The organism is Paradevosia shaoguanensis, assembly GCF_016801025.1.
Taxonomy (GTDB): Bacteria; Pseudomonadota; Alphaproteobacteria; order Rhizobiales; family Devosiaceae; genus Paradevosia; species Paradevosia shaoguanensis.
Genome location: NZ_CP068983.1, coordinates 432,000 through 447,640, shown reverse-complemented (window position 1 = coordinate 447,640; position 15,641 = coordinate 432,000). Strand labels below are relative to the sequence as shown.

Here is a 15,641-nt window from a genome sequence, read left to right as displayed (position 1 = left end):
AGAAAGATATGAGCTCGGTCCCTTTCACCCCCGACCTTTCCATCAAGCCGGAAGTAACGGCGTTCTTCGACGCGCCGACCAACACGATCAGCTACGTGGTCAAGGATCCGTCGTCCGATGCCTGCGCCGTGATCGATTCGGTGATGGACATCGACTACGCCGCTGGTCGCATTACTTATGACGGTGCCGATCGGATCATCGCCTATATCCGCGAGCAAAACCTCAAGCTCGAATGGCTGATCGAGACCCATGTCCACGCCGACCACCTGTCCGGAGCGCCCTACATCCAGGGCAAGCTCGGCGGCAAGCTGGGGATCGGTGAGAACATCACCATCGTCCAGGATACCTTCGGCAAGATCTTCAACGAAGGTACCGAGTTCCAGCGCGACGGCAGCCAGTTCGACCGTCTGTTCAAGGATGGCGACAGCTACAAGATCGGCACGCTGACCGCCCATGTGATGCACACGCCGGGCCACACGCCGGCCTGCATGACCCATGTGGTGGGCGATGCCGCCTTTGTCGGCGACACGCTGTTCATGCCCGATGGTGGCTCGGCCCGTGCCGACTTCCCCGGCGGCGATGCCCGCACGCTCTATCGCTCGATCCAGCGCGTGCTGTCCCTCCCGCGCGAGATGCGCCTCTTCATGTGCCACGACTACGGCCCGAACGGTCGCGACATCCAGTGGGAGACCACGGTCGCGGACGAGCGCGAGCACAATATCCATGTTGGCAAGGATACGACCGAAGACGCGTTCGTCGCCATGCGCGAAGCCCGCGACGCGACCCTGGCAATGCCGCGTCTCATCATCCCGTCGCTGCAGGTGAACATGCGGGCAGGGCGCCTGCCACCCAAGGATGACGACGGCAATGTTTTCCTCAAGGTGCCGGTGAACGGCCTCTAGCCAGAAAAGTACCGCTATGAATATCCGCAAGATCGACGAGCAATTCTCGATCACGGGGCAGATTCTGCCCTCAGATATCGACGCCATCGCCAAGGCCGGCTTCAAGGCCATCGTCTGTGCACGACCGGATGACGAAGAGCCGGGCCAGCCCAGCTTTGCCGCCGTCGCCGCCGAAGCCGAGCGCCACGGGCTCAAGGCCGTGCACATCCCGGTTTCGGGCATGGCCGGTGAAGGGCAGCTCATCCGCTTCGAACAGGCCATGGCCGAATTCGAACGCCCCGTTCTGGGCTATTGCCGCTCCGGCGCTCGCGCTGGTTCACTCTACGCGGCCATCAACAGATAGTTCGCGATGCTCAAGAGCTTCTTTCCGATCCTCACCTGGGGGCGGCGCTATGACCGCCAGACGTTGGGGAGCGACCTGGTGGCTGCGGTCATCGTCACCATCATGCTCATCCCGCAATCCCTGGCCTATGCGCTGCTCGCCGGGTTGCCGCCGGAAGTGGGGCTCTACGCATCGATCCTGCCGCTGGTCGCCTATGCGATTTTCGGCACGTCCTCCGCACTTGCCGTCGGGCCGGTTGCCGTCGTCTCGCTGATGACGGCCGCCGCCATCGGCCGGCTGGCCGCGCAGGGCACGGCCGACTACACCAGCGCCGCCATTGTCCTCGCGCTGTTGTCGGGTGGAATGCTGGCGTTGATGGGCCTTTTCCGGCTCGGCTTCATCGCCAACTTTCTTTCACACCCCGTCATCTCTGGCTTCATCACCGCATCGGGGATCATCATTGCGACCAGCCAGATCGGCGGGTTGCTCGGCATCAAGTCGGATGGCCATGCCATGCCGGAGCTGCTGGCCTCGATCTTCGCCAATATCGGCCACATCAACTACTACACGCTCGGCATAGGCCTTTTGTCGCTGGCTCTGCTGCTGTGGATTCGCCTCGACTTGCGCAACTGGCTCGAGCGTTTCGGCTTGGGTAAAGGTGTCGCCAAGGTCATCGTGCGCTCGGGTCCGGTCTTCGTGATCTTTCTAACCATGGCGCTTTCGGTCGCCTTCGATCTGGACGGAAAAGGCGTGGCGCTGGTCGGTGACGTGCCACAGGGCCTGCCTGTCCTTGCCGTGCCGCACTTCTCGCTCGATTTGGTCGAGGCGCTGGCGCTTCCCGCGCTCATCATCTCCATTGTTGGCTTTGTCGAATCCGTTTCGGTGGCGCAGACACTCGCGGCCAAGCGCCGCGAGCGCATCGAACCGAACCAGGAGCTGATTGCGCTGGGCGCCGCCAATATCGCCGCCGGCATCGGCGGCGGCTATCCTGTGACGGGCGGCTTCGCCCGCTCGGTCGTCAATTTCGATGCTGGTGCCGCAACGCCGGCAGCCGGTGCATTCACGGCAATTGGCATCGCCGGGGCGACCCTGTTGTTGACACCTTTCCTGGCTGTGCTGCCCAAGGCGACCCTTTCCGCCACGATCGTCATCGCAGTGCTGACGCTGGTCGATTTCGGCATGCTCAAGCGTGCCTGGTCTTATTCAAGGACCGACTTTGCTGCGGTGGCCGTCACCATCGCCGGCACGCTGCTGCTTGGCGTCGAAGTCGGAATCGTGCTCGGGGTCGGCACCTCCATCCTCGTCTTCCTCTATCGCTCCTCCAAGCCTCATGCCGCCATTGTCGGCCGCGTGCCCGGCACCGAGCATTATCGCAACGTCAAGCGACATGCCGTCGAAACCATCCCGGGCATTCTTTCGATACGCGTGGACGAAAGCCTCTATTTCGCCAATGCGCGCTATCTGGAAGACCTGATCTACGGGCAGGTGGCCTCGAACCCGGAAGTCACCGACGTTGTGCTGATGTGCTCGGCGATCAACGCCATCGACATGTCCGCTCTCGAGAGCCTTGAATCGATCCGTCTGCAGCTGAGCGACATGGGCGTGCGGTTGCACCTCTCCGAGGTCAAGGGCCCGGTCATGGATCGGCTTATCGGCACCGAGTTCCTGGATCGCCTCGAAGGTCGCGTGCATCTGAGCCAGCACCACGCCATGCAGGCGGCCACCGCTTCGCGACAGGATAATGAGCCGCCAGAAGCCGCGCTTGCCGCAAAACTCTAGCGCGAAAGAATTTCGATAAGGTCGCCCGGACCGCCCGGGCGATCGTCATCGAACACGCCGACCACCAGCCGCCCCGTCCGCACTGCCAACGTGTCGAGATTGCTGCGCCCACGATAGAGCTCGGGCCCATCGGGGTTGGGCGTATGCCCATGGACGATGTGGAAGCCCGGATAGTCGATATCGCTCCCGGGTGGATAGCGCAGCCAGAGCAGAGTGGCCGCATCCTGCTTTTCCACCGGCGTGGCCGAATCTACGCCGGCGTGCACGTAGATGCGATGAGCATCCTTGAAATAGATCGGCAGCTTCGCCGCCCAGGTGAGGTCTTCGGTCGATATGGCGCCGTCATAGGAAGCCAACGTCGCCAATCCGCCATTGGCCAGCCAGCGCTCGCGTTCGCGCGAATCATGTTCGGCGCGAACCATCATTTCCTCGTGGTTGCCCTTGAGCGTGATCCAGCGCCAGGCTTCGCTCGGCCCGGCCTTGAGTGCCTGGATGATCCGGCGGCTGTCCGGCCCGCGATCCACATAGTCTCCGGTGAAGACGATCGTACCCTGCGGGCAATAGGTCGAGATTCGCGCGAGGGCAGCCTCGAAGAGATCGAAGCGTCCATGCAGATCCGAGACGACGAAGGTCTTGCTCATTTTGACGGAAACGTTGGCCGGAAAGGGAAGCGGGGGCCACTGGCCCCCGCTTAAATGGTCGGAGTAGCGTGATTCGAACACGCGACCCCCTGCTCCCGAAGCAGGTGCGCTACCAGGCTGCGCTATACTCCGCCAAGCCGTTAGACGTCCGGGTTCGGGTGGCCCGGTGCGGGGTATATAACCGCGCTCTTTGTGCAGTTCAAGCCGAGATTGCACTGGTTATCCACTCTGTTGCACGCGGCGGGCAAACCGTGTAGGAACCGCGCTCGTTGGGGCGTCGCCAAGTGGTAAGGCAGCGGTTTTTGGTACCGCCATTCCTAGGTTCGAATCCTAGCGCCCCAGCCAGTTTCCAGGGAAATCGCGGAAAGCCTTGAATTCCAAGGTCAGGTTGTCTGTTCGACGACTCATATCGGTCCCTCGACCGCGGAATCTTTACAGATCTGTATAGCCGGTTGCAGGAAACCGTGATCCTGCGCTCGCACGATCTTCTTTGATGGCCATTCCGGCCCCAAGGAGATCTCAAATGCGCAAGTTCGCCACCGCCCTTCTGATCGCCACTCTCGTCGCTCCGGCCGCAGCGCTGACGCCTGCAATGGCGGCTAGCGCGGCTTTCGCGGTCACCAATGCCGATGGCAGTCCGGTACCGTGCGAAGATGCCCTCAAGGCCCTACGCGCGCTGGCAACCACCCAGCACCCGACCGACCAGGCCAAGTATGACGAGCTGGTCAACAAGGGCATGGATCGCTGCAACGCCGACGATGACAAGCGGGCCGATGGTTTCTTCGCGGACGCTTTCGCGCTGCTCAAGTGAGGGTTCGAAAATGTCCAGCATGCCGCTCGCCGCCGGCGCCTACAACCGCGTGCCGCAACCCACGCCGAGTTTCTGGGTCATCAAGCTGCTTGCCGTCACAGTCGGCGAGACCGCTGCCGATTTCCTGGCCCTCAATCTCGGCCTCGGTTTGCAGCTCACCTCCCTGCTCATGACGGGCATCCTTGCCATAGCGATCGTCCTGCAGTTCATGCAGAAGCGCTACGTGCCGTTCTATTACTGGTTCGCCGTGGTGCTCGTGAGCGTGGTGGGCACCCTGCTCACCGATAACCTCGTCGATAATCTCGGCGTCCCGCTGCAGACGACCGCCATCGTCACGGCGATCCTGCTCGCCATCACCTTTGCCCTTTGGTACGGGAGCGAAAAGACGCTTTCGATCCACACGATCATCACGACCCGCCGCGAGGTGTTCTACTGGATCGCCATCCTCCTCACCTTCGCCCTCGGGACGGCGGTGGGCGATCTGGTCGCCGAGAAGTTCGATGTCGGCTATCTCAATACCGGGCTGCTTTTCGCACTCATTATCGGGGTGATCGCCTTCGGCTATTTCGTGCTCAGGATCGACGCCGTGCTCTCGTTCTGGCTGGCCTACATCCTGACCCGTCCGCTCGGCGCATCCTTCGGCGATCTCCTGTCCCAGCCGATGGAATATGGCGGTCTCGGCCTCGGCACGGTGGTGACCAGCTTCATCTTCCTGGCGGCAATCGTGGCCATCGTGGTCTATATGAGCTTCACAGGACGAGGCGGCGAACTGGTTTCCCGTCAAAGCGAAGCGTAACGAGGCCGCGGGATGCGCATCCTCATCGTTGAGGACGACAAACGAACGTCCGACTACCTCAGGAAAGGGTTCCTTGAGGCCGGTCACGTGGTCGATGTCTTCGTGGACGGGCGCGATGCGCTCGCCCACGCCACTCGCGAACCCTATGACGTGCTGATCGTCGATCGCATGCTGCCGGGCCTCGACGGCCTTTCGTTGGTCAAGGCATTGCGCGCCTCGGGCGTGGTCACGCCCATCCTTTTCCTTACTGCCATGGTCGGGATCGACGATCGCGTCGAAGGTCTGGAATCCGGCGGCGACGACTATGTCGTCAAGCCGTTCGCCTTTTCGGAGGTTCTGGCCCGCGCCAATGCGCTGGCCCGTCGCCCGCCGCCACAGAGCCAGAAGACCCGGCTCGAAGTCGCCGACCTTGCGCTGGACCTGGTGCGGCGCACCTGTACGCGGGCCGGCACTGTCATCGACCTGCTCCCCCGCGAATTCTCGCTCCTCGAATATCTCATGCGCAACGAGGGGCGCGTGGTGACCAAGACCATGCTGCTGGAGCGGGTTTGGGAATTCCATTTCGATCCGCAGACGAGCGTGGTCGAAACCCATATCAGCCGGCTGCGCGCCAAGGTCGACAAGCCCTTCGAAACGCCCCTCATCCACACCGCGCGGAGTGCCGGCTATAGCCTCCATGCATAAATCGGTGCTCAGGAGCACGCCATTCCGCCTTACCCTGGCTCTGGGTCTCGCCTTTCTTCTGGCGCTGGCGCTGGCCGGGATGGTGGCCTTTTCCCTCATCAACGACGCACTCTACGCACGCCTCGACCGGGATATCGTGGATACCTATTCCGTGATCGAGCAGTCGTTCGTCGGCAGCGATCTCACGGATCTTGCGGACCTCGTCACCAGCCACGCGCGCGCCAGTGTCGGCATGAACGAGGTTTTCCGCCTTGAAGCCCCTGATGGCAGCCAGATTGCCGGCAATTTGCCAATGCTGCCCGCCAGCGAGGGCTGGGCTACCGTGGCAGCCCCAGAAATCGGCCTTGCTGCCCGCTCCGACACTTATCGCATCTTCTCCGGTCCTATCGGCCAATATCGGCTGGCAGTCGGCGTCAGCCTGACCGAAACCAACGCCATCGGCTGGATCGTCCTCACCTCGCTCGCCTGGACCATGGGGGCGCTGGTCCTCGTGCTCCTGCTCGTCGGCTTGGCGACCGCTATCCGCGGCCAGCGCCGCCTCGACAGCGTTGCCGAAACCCTGGAGCGGGTATCGCGCGGCCAACTTGACGCCCGCATCCCTCTCTCCACCCGCAACGACGATATCGACGCGCTGGCCGCCGACGTGAACGGCGCGCTCGACCGCCTGGCGGCCCTTGTCGAAGGTATGCGTCAGGTGAGTATCGATATCGCTCACGAACTCAAGACGCCGCTCAACCGCCTGTCGATTTCGCTCGACAACGCGCGCGACGCCTCGAACGGCCAGCCTGAAGTCCTTGCGCTCCTCGATGAGGCGCGCCATGAGGTCCATCAGGTCAACTCGATCTTTGAGGCGATGCTGCGTATCGCCCAGATCGAATCCGGCGCCCGCCGCGCTCGCTTCGCGCCGGTAGATATCGGCGTCATCGCCGAGCGCGTCACCGAGGCTTACGAACCCGTCGCCAACGAGCGCAGTCAGACTCTTGAGCTCGCTCTGTCTCCAGGCCCTGTCATCGTTCCCGGCGACAAGGACCTTCTCACGCAAGCTGTGGCCAATCTCGTCGAAAACGCTATCCGCCACTGCCCGGAGGGCTCCGCGATCCGTCTGGCTGTCGCCGATGCCGATGGCAGCCCGCGGATCGTTGTCTCGGATGACGGTCCCGGCATTCCCGACGGTGACAAGCTTCGTGTCTTCGATCGCCTGTATCGTGTTGAGAAGAGCAGAACCACACCTGGAAACGGTCTAGGCCTCAGCCTTGTAAAGGCGGTTGCAGACTTGCACGGAGCAACGATTACGCTGGCGGACAACCAACCGGGGCTAAGAATTCAGATGGCGTTCGTGCACCGCGAATAGCGGCAATCCCGACCGATCTCGGTTATCGCTGTGTCCGCATCTGCAGATACTGGTCCAAGTTCAGAACTGCCCCATTCCCGCCAGTCTAACGCTATGCTGGTTCGAATTTTTGCTGAGCGATCCTGCATAGTCGGCGGAGAGCGTGAAATTTGTGTCGGTCTGGAATTTCAGACCCAGCCCCAGATTGAGGCGGTCCGCCGCCGCCGAGGCGCCCTGGACAGAAAAATCCGCGTTGGTGCCTGCAAAGGCCATGGTCTGCGAGGGTGCTCCGAGAAGGGAATGTTGCCAGGCGGCACGGGCTGTTGCCGTGATGGTACCGGCGTCGAGGGCGATTTCGTGCTTGACCTCGGCACCAAGCCCCGGAACGAGCCGACCCCACGATGCTTCTCCCACCGCGAGATTGAATGCACCTGCACCGGTTTCGGTTACGGCACTACGATGGCCGAAGCCGGCGTCGAGAAGCGCCAGCGGCGAGATCGTGGTTTTATCGTCGAGGGGCAGGGCATAGGCCAGTTCTAGCGACGTTCCCAAAGTCTGGGCCCAAGCCGAGCTTGTGGCGACCAGATCGAGTCCGCCGGACGTGATACGGCGTTCTGTCTCTGAAGAGTTGAGCCCGGCTGACACGCTGCCCGAAAGCGTGAAAGCGCCGGAGTGCAAGGCCCCATAGGCGCCGAGTTGACCACCGTTGGAGGCCGTATCGGAAAGCCCGGCATGCGAATTGCCATGCAGATATCCAATAGCAAGGCCCACCAGCACATCAGCGCCGTTGGCGGTCGTGGCTTGCTCGAGACCGAAGGTGATGCCAGCGCTCGTCCAGTCGAGTGCGGACGCTGCGTCGGTGCCATTGATACGACCAGTCGCCGCCACCGGTGCCAGCCAGAGAGACCGGGACGAGGCGGGCGCAGTCATCGCATCAGCCATGGCGGCAATCGCGGCCGAAGCCGGCGCCGCCTCAACATAACCGAGAACTGCCGAGGTCGAATTGTTGCGTCCACTGCCTGTGATGCCGGTGCGCCCGGTCAGGTTCTGGGCGAATAGCGCAAAGGTCTCGTCGATAACCTGTTGCCCGCTGGCATGAGTTTCTCCGGAGATTTGCTGGAGTAACTGGCTGGCCTGCTCTTCGCTTAAGGGCGCGAAAGCATCCAGAAGGGGGAAGCCGACCCCGAGCCCGTCGATAGCTGCACCGACAGAGACCTGGTTCGGATTGCGAGCAGCCGAGCTGACCCGAAGATCGTTGCGAATGAGGCTGAGAACCAGGTCGTTGCCCGTTTGGCTGAGCTGGGCGTCGAGAAAATAGAGGTTCGATGTCAGGCCAAAACTGCCGTCGATGCCGCCAGCCGCAGACATCAGGGTATACTTGTTCGTCGATCGATAGCTGCCTGGCGCGGCCGATACGCCGAGTTGCGCTCCCGCCGCGATGCTGACTCTGCCGTCCACGAAAGCCTGGTCATGGCGCCCTGCAGCATCCACCTGCACGGCAAAAGTGGAGCCCGACTTGAAGGTCAGATCCCCAGTGGCGTGCATCGTGCCAAGGCCCATGCCCGGCGAGAAAGACGCGCCATCATTCAAGATCGCGCTATGGATGATGCCGTCGCCCACAAGCCGGCCGCCGACTGTGATCAGGCCGCCGAGCCGACGGTTGACGGCCAATGTGCCGGATTGAACGTCGATGTCTCCAAGATAATCATGGGCTGAGGCGGCGAGGGTCAGTGTGCCGTCGCCGGTCTTGATGATCCCCTCGGTGCCCGAGATGCGGCCATTGATCGTCAAGTCGCCCGCAGCGGTAACATCGAAACGTGCGGATGCATCATCGACGACAACAGATTGATATTGGTCGAGGGCGACATTTCCGGTTGCTCTCAACGTGCCGCCGCCGAAAACAATTTCGGGGGCAATGAGGTTCACGTCCGAGCTGATCGAGACGATGCCGCCGTTGAGCAGCAGGCGGTCAAAGACATTGTCTCCGGTCAGAATGGTCGTGCCGGCGATGTGGTTTATGGTGCCGCCGAACAGAGAGGAGGCGAACTCGTACTCGGTGCCCGTGTGGTTGAACACCAGGGAACTTGAGGTACCCATTCGTATCCAGCCGTCCGACTCGATCGTGCCGGGCGCTTTTGCAGCCTGCCCGGCAGCAGCGCCGATATTCAGTGTGCCAGTCCCGGTATTGGGACCGAAATTGACCGGACCGGCAATTCGAACTTTGCCACCATTTGAGACGGTGAGCGTCCCCTCTGCTGCCGATAGCGAACCCACGGTCAGGGGGCCGGTTATGTCAAGGAATGATCCAGCCCCCGTAACGGTGACATCACCCTGCGCACCAAAATATCCTACATAGACCGACGCACTACTCACATGGCCGCCATTGCTGACAACGAGCGTGCCCCGCCCACCTTCATCGATGTCCGGCGCATTTGAACCGCCGACAAAAAGAGCTGACCGTGAAGAGAGCGTGGACCCGTCGCCGTCGACCGTCACGGTGCCGCGGCCGCTGGAGGTTCCGCCGAGATAGATTTCCGTCGCTGTAGAGACTTCCCCGCCTTCAAGAATATCGAGCGTTCCGGTACCGAGCCGGCCGACCCAGAGCTTTTCGCTATTCCTCCAGATAGAGCCGGCGTCACGAATGACCACCGAGCCTACCGAGCCAGAGTCGAAGCCGATCCAGGCAGTAGAGTCGGTAATTTCTCCTCCATTCTTGACAATCAGCGAGCCGGTGCCCTGGCCGCCGATCTTGCGCCACCCCCCTTGGAGCCAGGCGCTGCCATCGACAACCGCCCTTCCGGCATTCCCAAGACTATCGCCCAGGGCACTGTCCTGCGTCAGCATGAGAGCGTTCGGTTGAATGGTGAGTTCGGGTCCTAGGCCTGAGCCATCCACGAACAACGCATAGCTTTCGCCGATATTGTAGTCGTAGAGGGAGACCGAACCCTCATGAATATAGGTATGCTCGCTGTAAAACGGGACAAAGAGGTCCCAATTATCAACGTCTTTCCAGTTGCTGTTTCCCGCGGCACCGGTCCAGGTATTAAATCCGTCCTTCGCAAGGACGGCTGAACAAAGAGAAAATTGGATGAAAACGACGCAGAAAAGCGAACCTGCGCGCAACGCGCGGTTCGAGATAGGATTCGCCACTTTGCCCCCGCAAGTAGTCGATGCAATGCTCAATCAAATGGATCAGATTATCTTTAAAAGCACAAGCTATGTGCAGGAAAATACACGCTAATCGTCGAACTGCTCGAGGCGGCAGGCACCCGGGAGAACGGCGCTTTGATCGACGGCCAACTCAGCCATTGCGCCAGCTTCCGGGCCGATACCCGGAAGAGGACTTTGCTGGTTGACCTGCTCAGAGGAGTCGAACGGACATGCCTCCGTCGACCACCATGGGTGCGCCGGTCATAAAGCCGGCTCGGTCGGAAAGCATGAACAGCGCCGCCTGGGCGATTTCTTTCGGTTCGGCCATTCGCTTCAGCGGGTGCAACCCCGAAATGAACGCAAGAACTTCGCTGCTTCCTTCGCCCCCCGCAGGCGTGATCGTTCCACCGGGCAGAAGCGAGTTGATGCGAATGCCTTCGGGCGCATGCTCCGCTGCAAGAGACTGAACGAAACCGTTCAACCCGGCCTTGGTTGCCGCATAGGCGCTCATGCCGGGCAGACCGCCGTTGCTGAAGCCGACGAACGACGACGTAAATACAATCGAACCACCGCCGCGCTTGCGCAGTGCGGGAATCTGCGCCTGAGCGGCATGGAAGCCGGAGGTGAGGTTGACGGCCACGACCGAGTTCCAGTTTTCGATCGTCATGCTGGCGATTGGCGTCATTTCGCCAACACTTCCCGCATTGTTGAACGCGCCATCAAGCCCGCCAAACTCTTCCTCGGCCAGCTCGACCAGAGACCAGGCATAGGATGGGTCGCAAACATCGCCGCTGAGCAGAACAGCGCGTCCACCATTCCCCTGGTTGATTTCGTCGGCGAGGGCCGTGAGTTCGCGCTGCCGACGTGCGCCGAGGACGACGTTGGCCCCTTCCTGGGCGAACAGGCGCGCCGCCGCTGCTCCGATGCCGCTGCTGGCTCCCGTGATGATGATATTCTTGTTTTCGAGTTCCATGACCAAGCTCCTTGCTGTTGGTCATGTCGATCTATGCGGCCCTTCTTCGGCGAGCGACCCGATTTTGCCGTGTCGCACCGTGATTTGGGCTGACGACGTTCATTTCCGCGCAGCCGTATCGCAGCTTCTACCGAAGCGCGCTCCTTATCCGTTGACATGCCCAGTCAGAAATGGTCTCTCGTCTCCAGATTATACATAATGTACAAATCTGGAGGAGAGAATGTACAAGGGATTGGCTAACCCGTCGCGCCGTACGGCCTTGAAGACGCTGGCTGCATTCACGGCAGGGTTGATGGTGTCCACGGGTTTCGCTGGGGTGGCATTAGCAGCAGCGCCTGACTATTACCCCGCTGACTACTCATCGGTGGTCGAGGCTTCGAAGCAGGAGAGCGGTGTTCTCGTCTATTCGAACATGGGCGAGATGAACTGGCGGCCGCTGATCGAAGCCTTCAACGCCGAGTACCCATGGATCAAGGTGCAGACGCTCGATCTGGGGTCGATCGAGGTTTTCGAGCGCTATTACGCCGAGACCGCCGCCGGCAACAACGCGACCGATGTGGTCGTTTCGCACTCGTCGGCAGCTTGGCTTGATTTCATCAAGAAAGACGGCGTGAACGCGGAGTACAAGTCCGCGGAAGACGGCAAGCTACCGGCGTATTCCAAGCCGGCCACGGGCGTTTATACGATCTCGGTGGATCCCTATTTCATCGTCTACAACAAGGCGCTGCTTGCAGAGAATGAGTGGCCCAAGTCCATTCAGGACATCGTCGATCTCGTTGCCAAGGATCCGCAGCGCTTCGCGCACAAGATCGCTACCGGCGTGCCCATGTCGAACGCGGCCGCCCAGAACCTCACCAACACGTATTTTCAGCACGTGGGTGAAGAAAAAGCGCTGAAGCAATACGAAATCCTCGGTCAGGACGTCGACGTCTATCGCTCGGCGGGCCAGATCATGGAAAAGCTGACGACGGGCGAAGTGCTCATCGGGTTCATGCTTTCGGGCATTCAGGTGTTCCCACTGCTTGCGGACCCTGCGCGCGCGCAGATTCTAGGCTACGCTTTCCCGAGCGATGGGACCGTCATGCTGATGCGGCACATTGCAATGGCCAAGACAGCAAAGAACCCCAATTCCTCCAGGCTCTTTATCGATTTTGTGCTGTCTAAGGCTGGTCAGACGGCGCTTTCGTCGGGCGGCCTGATGTCCTACCGCGATGACGTCGAGCTACCGGATGGGCCGACGGGATATACCTACAAGAAGATAGCGGCAGAGGTTGGCGACGCCAGCCTTGCGCCGACGAGCTTCGATCCAAAAACGATGATCCCGTCGCAGGACTTGATCGATAAGGTCAACGCCGCTCTTCACGTCCAACCCTAAGAATACGGGGCGGCATAGTCCATGTTGAAGTCGACGGATCAAACCGCTCCGTTTTCCTCTGAACCAGCGGGTGTGCATCTGCCCGCTGGCCTTCCATCGTCAAGGGCGCTGCGGCAAGCCCAGGCGGCTTTGCCTCTGGCGATCCGCTGGGCCTTTGCCCTGCTTCTGCTCGTCCTGCTGATCTCGCCGATGTTGCCGCTGATCTATCAGGCCTTCATCGATCGCTCGCTCTACGAGGCCGGCGGTGCGGTGACATTCGACAATTTCCGACGACTCTTCTCCGATCCGAGCTTCCAGAGTGCCACCGTCAATACGCTGTGGTTCTCCATTATCGGCACGGTGGTTTCGACCGTTGTCGGCTTCACGGCGGCACTTCTGCTCGAGCGCCTCGATCTGCCCGGACGCAAGACGTTGAAGATATTGTTTTTGGCGCCGATTTTCGTGTCGGCCCTGATCCTGGCGCTGTCGTGGTCGATGCTCTACGGGCCAAGCGGCTACGCGGATCTGTTGCTTCGCTCGGTGATCGGCCTGGGGCTGCCCAATCTCAATTCGCTCGGCGGCATGGCCGTACTTTCCGGGGTATCATCGGCCCCTGTCAGCTACCTGCTTTTTGCAGCCGCTATGTCGAACATACCTTCGACTCTCGAGGATGCGGCGCGCGCTGCAGGAGCGAGCCCTCTGCGGGCCACGTTCTCCATCGTCGTGCCGTTGATCAGGCCGTCGCTGCTCTACTGCGTGATGCTGAACTTCGTGCTCAATATCGATCAACTCGCAGTGCCGCTGATCATCGGCGGTCCGGCACGGGTGCAGGTGCTCTCTACCTACCTTTATGACAACGGCATCGCCGTGCGCGCGGACTACGGCCTCGTCGCCGCCGCGGCGGTCGTCATGCTGCTGATCATCCAGGTGTTTGTCGTCGGACAGAAATACGCCTTGGGCGACCTCAGGCGTTACACCACGGTGGGCGGGAAGAGCTTGCGTCGCGGGCTTGTTCCCGTTGGTCGTGCCGGCTGGGCAATCTCAGGGCTCATCCTGCTCTATATCGTCGTCACGACGCTGATACCCAGCCTCTTTCTGATCCTGAGGTCGTTCACCTCGTTCATCTCGCCCTTGATACCGATCACGAGCGTGCTGACGCTCGACAACTTCAAGTTGATTTTCGGCTACGAGGCTTATGTCCGCTCAATCATCAACACGATCATCGTGTCGGTGGTCGGGGGGCTCGCGGCGACCTTCCTGACGTTCTTTGGGGGTGTTGTTGCCTATCGATCGCCGCCGGCGCTGCGCCGTCTCGTCGAAACCTCCGCATTCATCCCACGCGCTATTCCGGGCATCGTGGTTGGTATCGGCATATTTTACGCGGCAGTGATCGTACCGGGCGGCGCCTACCTAAACGGTACGCTGGTGATACTCATGATCGCCTTCACCATTCGCTACTACCCCACCGGCTTTGCCATGCTCGGACCATCGGTATTGCAGATCGATCGGGATATGGAGCGCGCCGTTCGCGTGTCCGGCGGAAGCGAATGGCGTGCGATTTTCGCGGTAATGCTGCCGCTTCTCAAGCCGGCGATGGTCGGCTGCTTCCTGCTGTACTTCGTATCGTTCTTCAAGGAATACGCGGCGGCATCCTTCCTTTTTGGACCCGACACCGCCGTTGTCGGCACGACCATGCTGCAGCTCGACATGATGGGTAATCTCGGTCCCACCGCCGCGCTGTCGGTCGTCACGTTGGTGCTCACTTTGCCGATCGCCATCTTCATTTATGCAAGGGACTAAGATCGTGACCAATGCCGTCCAACTTCGGGGCATAAGCAAGTCCTACGGCAGCGTGAGGGTGCTCGACGACATTGATCTCGACGTGGCGGAAGGCTCGTTTACGTCGCTGCTCGGACCCTCCGGCTGCGGCAAGACCACGCTGCTTAATATTATCGGTGGTCTCGATCGTCCAACTGAAGGGCAGATCAGCTTCGGCGATGAACTGATCTATTCGGCCAACGATGCGGTCGACCTGCCCACCGAGAAGCGCAACGTCGGCTTTGTTTTTCAGTCCTACGCGCTCTGGCCGCATATGACCGTTCTGCAGAACGTCGGCTTCCCGCTGCGCATCCGCGGTCTCAGTTCCCTCGAACGTGACAAGCGCGCAAGGGAGATGCTGGAGCGACTGGAACTGGGGACCTTGGCTGACCGCTATCCCTACCAGCTCTCGGGCGGCCAGCAGCAGCGTGTCGCGATTGCCCGCTCGCTCGTCTACCAGCCGCGTCTTCTGCTTCTCGATGAACCGCTTTCCAATCTCGACGCCCAATTGCGCGAGCGCGCTCGCACCTGGCTCAAAAGCGTCCATGAGAGCTTTGGGCTCACCATAATTCTCGTGACCCACGATCAGGCCGAGGCGCTGTCCCTGAGCGACCATGTCGTGCTTCTGAGCAAGGGCCGGATCGAGCAGCAGGGTTCTGCCACGTCCATCTACGAGCAGCCGCGCACCGCCTATGCTGCCGAGTTCGTTGGCAGCGCCAATGTGCTGACGGGGACCATCGCTCCGGATGGCCGGGCGATAGTCGCCAACGGAACGTCGGTCCTTATGGCGGCTGGAGGAGGGACGCCCGGAGCCGCTGCCGGCATCGCTATTCGCCCGCAGGCTATCCGGTTTGCCGAGACCTCTGACAAGGAGCGGCCGGGTACGCTGGTTCCATTCCAGCCTGAGACCGTTCTCTACCTGGGTGGCATTTACGAGGTCACTGGCAGCACTCCGCTGGGCAAAGTTCGGATGCTGTCCTCGACCGCACCCTCCCAGAGCGGAGAGAAGAGCATTTTTCTGCCCGCCGATTCCTGCCTTCAGGTCGAACTATGACGCAGCAGCGTCTTTCACTCTTTTTGC

At 61.1% G+C, this 15,641-nt stretch carries 13 protein-coding genes and 2 tRNA genes; 11 read left to right on the top strand and 4 right to left on the bottom strand.

All coding sequences use genetic code 11. The features are described from left to right. Positions 1–8: 8 nt before the first annotated feature. The 3 genes from JNE37_RS02110 to JNE37_RS02100 are packed head-to-tail and all read left to right on the top strand — an operon-like array spanning position 9 to position 3,003. A complete protein-coding gene (locus tag JNE37_RS02110) occupies positions 9–902 on the top strand; it encodes an MBL fold metallo-hydrolase (RefSeq protein ID WP_203065161.1) in 894 nt (297 codons plus the stop codon). Between the two features lie 16 nt (positions 903–918). Continuing rightward, entirely contained in the window at positions 919–1,245 is a 327-nt protein-coding gene (locus JNE37_RS02105; RefSeq protein WP_035032730.1) for a protein tyrosine phosphatase family protein, read from the top strand. Between the two features lie 6 nt (positions 1,246–1,251). Then, positions 1,252–3,003, top strand: coding sequence for a SulP family inorganic anion transporter (locus JNE37_RS02100; RefSeq protein WP_203065160.1), 1,752 nt, complete (start codon positions 1,252–1,254; stop codon positions 3,001–3,003). Here the strand turns inward: JNE37_RS02100 and JNE37_RS02095 are convergent. Together JNE37_RS02095 and JNE37_RS02090 are read right to left on the bottom strand one after the other, a co-directional pair. Next, complete coding sequence (locus JNE37_RS02095) at positions 3,000–3,644, bottom strand: metallophosphoesterase (protein ID WP_203065159.1); 645 nt, start codon at positions 3,642–3,644, stop codon at positions 3,000–3,002. The genes JNE37_RS02100 and JNE37_RS02095 overlap by 4 nt on opposite strands. Positions 3,645–3,699: 55 nt before the next feature. Next, positions 3,700–3,776: transfer RNA gene (locus JNE37_RS02090), tRNA-Pro, on the bottom strand. Between the two features lie 138 nt (positions 3,777–3,914). On the opposite strand from JNE37_RS02090, the gene JNE37_RS02085 reads away from it, so the two are divergent. The 5 genes from JNE37_RS02085 to JNE37_RS02065 all read left to right on the top strand — a co-directional run bounded on the left by JNE37_RS02085 (position 3,915) and on the right by JNE37_RS02065 (position 7,286). Continuing rightward, a tRNA-Gln gene (locus JNE37_RS02085) sits at positions 3,915–3,989 on the top strand. 178 nt (positions 3,990–4,167) lie between these two features. Beyond that, positions 4,168–4,455 carry a hypothetical protein gene (locus JNE37_RS02080; RefSeq protein WP_203065158.1) on the top strand — a complete coding sequence of 96 codons (288 nt, stop codon included), beginning with the start codon at positions 4,168–4,170 and terminating at the stop codon, positions 4,453–4,455. Between the two features lie 10 nt (positions 4,456–4,465). Further along, positions 4,466–5,251 (top strand): COG4705 family protein, encoded by a 786-nt coding sequence (locus JNE37_RS02075; RefSeq protein WP_203065157.1) that lies wholly within the window; start codon positions 4,466–4,468, stop codon positions 5,249–5,251. Positions 5,252–5,263: 12 nt separating this feature from the next. Next, positions 5,264–5,935, top strand: coding sequence for a winged helix-turn-helix domain-containing protein (locus tag JNE37_RS02070; protein WP_203065156.1), 672 nt, complete (start codon positions 5,264–5,266; stop codon positions 5,933–5,935). Continuing rightward, the gene (locus JNE37_RS02065) at positions 5,928–7,286 is read left to right on the top strand and encodes a HAMP domain-containing sensor histidine kinase (RefSeq protein WP_203065155.1); all 1,359 of its coding nucleotides are present in this window, start codon (positions 5,928–5,930) and stop codon (positions 7,284–7,286) included. The genes JNE37_RS02070 and JNE37_RS02065 overlap by 8 nt, the downstream gene beginning before the upstream one ends. Positions 7,287–7,346: 60 nt before the next feature. Here the strand turns inward: JNE37_RS02065 and JNE37_RS02060 are convergent, their stop codons facing one another. Together JNE37_RS02060 and JNE37_RS02055 are read right to left on the bottom strand one after the other, a co-directional pair. Continuing rightward, on the bottom strand, positions 7,347–10,415 hold the full coding sequence (locus JNE37_RS02060) for an autotransporter family protein (RefSeq protein WP_203065154.1): 3,069 nt from the start codon (positions 10,413–10,415) through the stop codon (positions 7,347–7,349). A 211-nt stretch (positions 10,416–10,626) separates the two neighbouring features. Next, a complete protein-coding gene (locus JNE37_RS02055) occupies positions 10,627–11,388 on the bottom strand; it encodes an SDR family oxidoreductase (protein WP_203065153.1) in 762 nt (253 codons plus the stop codon). A gap of 220 nt (positions 11,389–11,608) precedes the next feature. Here JNE37_RS02055 and JNE37_RS02050 point away from each other — a divergent pair, with 220 nt between their 5' ends. From JNE37_RS02050 to JNE37_RS02040, 3 genes are read left to right on the top strand one after another with little or no spacing between them, the layout of a single operon-like run. After that, positions 11,609–12,763 (top strand): ABC transporter substrate-binding protein, encoded by a 1,155-nt coding sequence (locus tag JNE37_RS02050; RefSeq protein ID WP_203065152.1) that lies wholly within the window; start codon positions 11,609–11,611, stop codon positions 12,761–12,763. Positions 12,764–12,784: 21 nt separating this feature from the next. After that, entirely contained in the window at positions 12,785–14,542 is a 1,758-nt protein-coding gene (locus tag JNE37_RS02045) for an ABC transporter permease (RefSeq protein WP_081899512.1), read from the top strand. Between the two features lie 4 nt (positions 14,543–14,546). Beyond that, positions 14,547–15,614, top strand: a complete 1,068-nt coding sequence (locus JNE37_RS02040) for an ABC transporter ATP-binding protein (protein WP_203065151.1) — start codon at positions 14,547–14,549, stop codon at positions 15,612–15,614. The last annotated feature ends 27 nt before the right edge of the window (positions 15,615–15,641 follow it).

What these genes read in the sequence shown, in the direction of transcription:
- JNE37_RS02045 (WP_081899512.1), top strand. Translation starts at nt 12,785, where the DNA reads ATGTTGAAGTCGACGGATCAAACCGCTCCGTTTTCCTCTGAACCAGCG.
- JNE37_RS02095 (WP_203065159.1), bottom strand. Translation starts at nt 3,644, where the DNA reads ATGAGCAAGACCTTCGTCGTCTCGGATCTGCATGGACGCTTCGATCTC.
- JNE37_RS02055 (WP_203065153.1), bottom strand. Translation starts at nt 11,388, where the DNA reads ATGGAACTCGAAAACAAGAATATCATCATCACGGGAGCCAGCAGCGGC.
- JNE37_RS02075 (WP_203065157.1), top strand. Translation starts at nt 4,466, where the DNA reads ATGTCCAGCATGCCGCTCGCCGCCGGCGCCTACAACCGCGTGCCGCAA.
- JNE37_RS02070 (WP_203065156.1), top strand. Translation starts at nt 5,264, where the DNA reads ATGCGCATCCTCATCGTTGAGGACGACAAACGAACGTCCGACTACCTC.
- JNE37_RS02110 (WP_203065161.1), top strand. Translation starts at nt 9, where the DNA reads ATGAGCTCGGTCCCTTTCACCCCCGACCTTTCCATCAAGCCGGAAGTA.
- JNE37_RS02065 (WP_203065155.1), top strand. Translation starts at nt 5,928, where the DNA reads ATGCATAAATCGGTGCTCAGGAGCACGCCATTCCGCCTTACCCTGGCT.
- JNE37_RS02105 (WP_035032730.1), top strand. Translation starts at nt 919, where the DNA reads ATGAATATCCGCAAGATCGACGAGCAATTCTCGATCACGGGGCAGATT.
- JNE37_RS02100 (WP_203065160.1), top strand. Translation starts at nt 1,252, where the DNA reads ATGCTCAAGAGCTTCTTTCCGATCCTCACCTGGGGGCGGCGCTATGAC.
- JNE37_RS02050 (WP_203065152.1), top strand. Translation starts at nt 11,609, where the DNA reads ATGTACAAGGGATTGGCTAACCCGTCGCGCCGTACGGCCTTGAAGACG.
- JNE37_RS02080 (WP_203065158.1), top strand. Translation starts at nt 4,168, where the DNA reads ATGCGCAAGTTCGCCACCGCCCTTCTGATCGCCACTCTCGTCGCTCCG.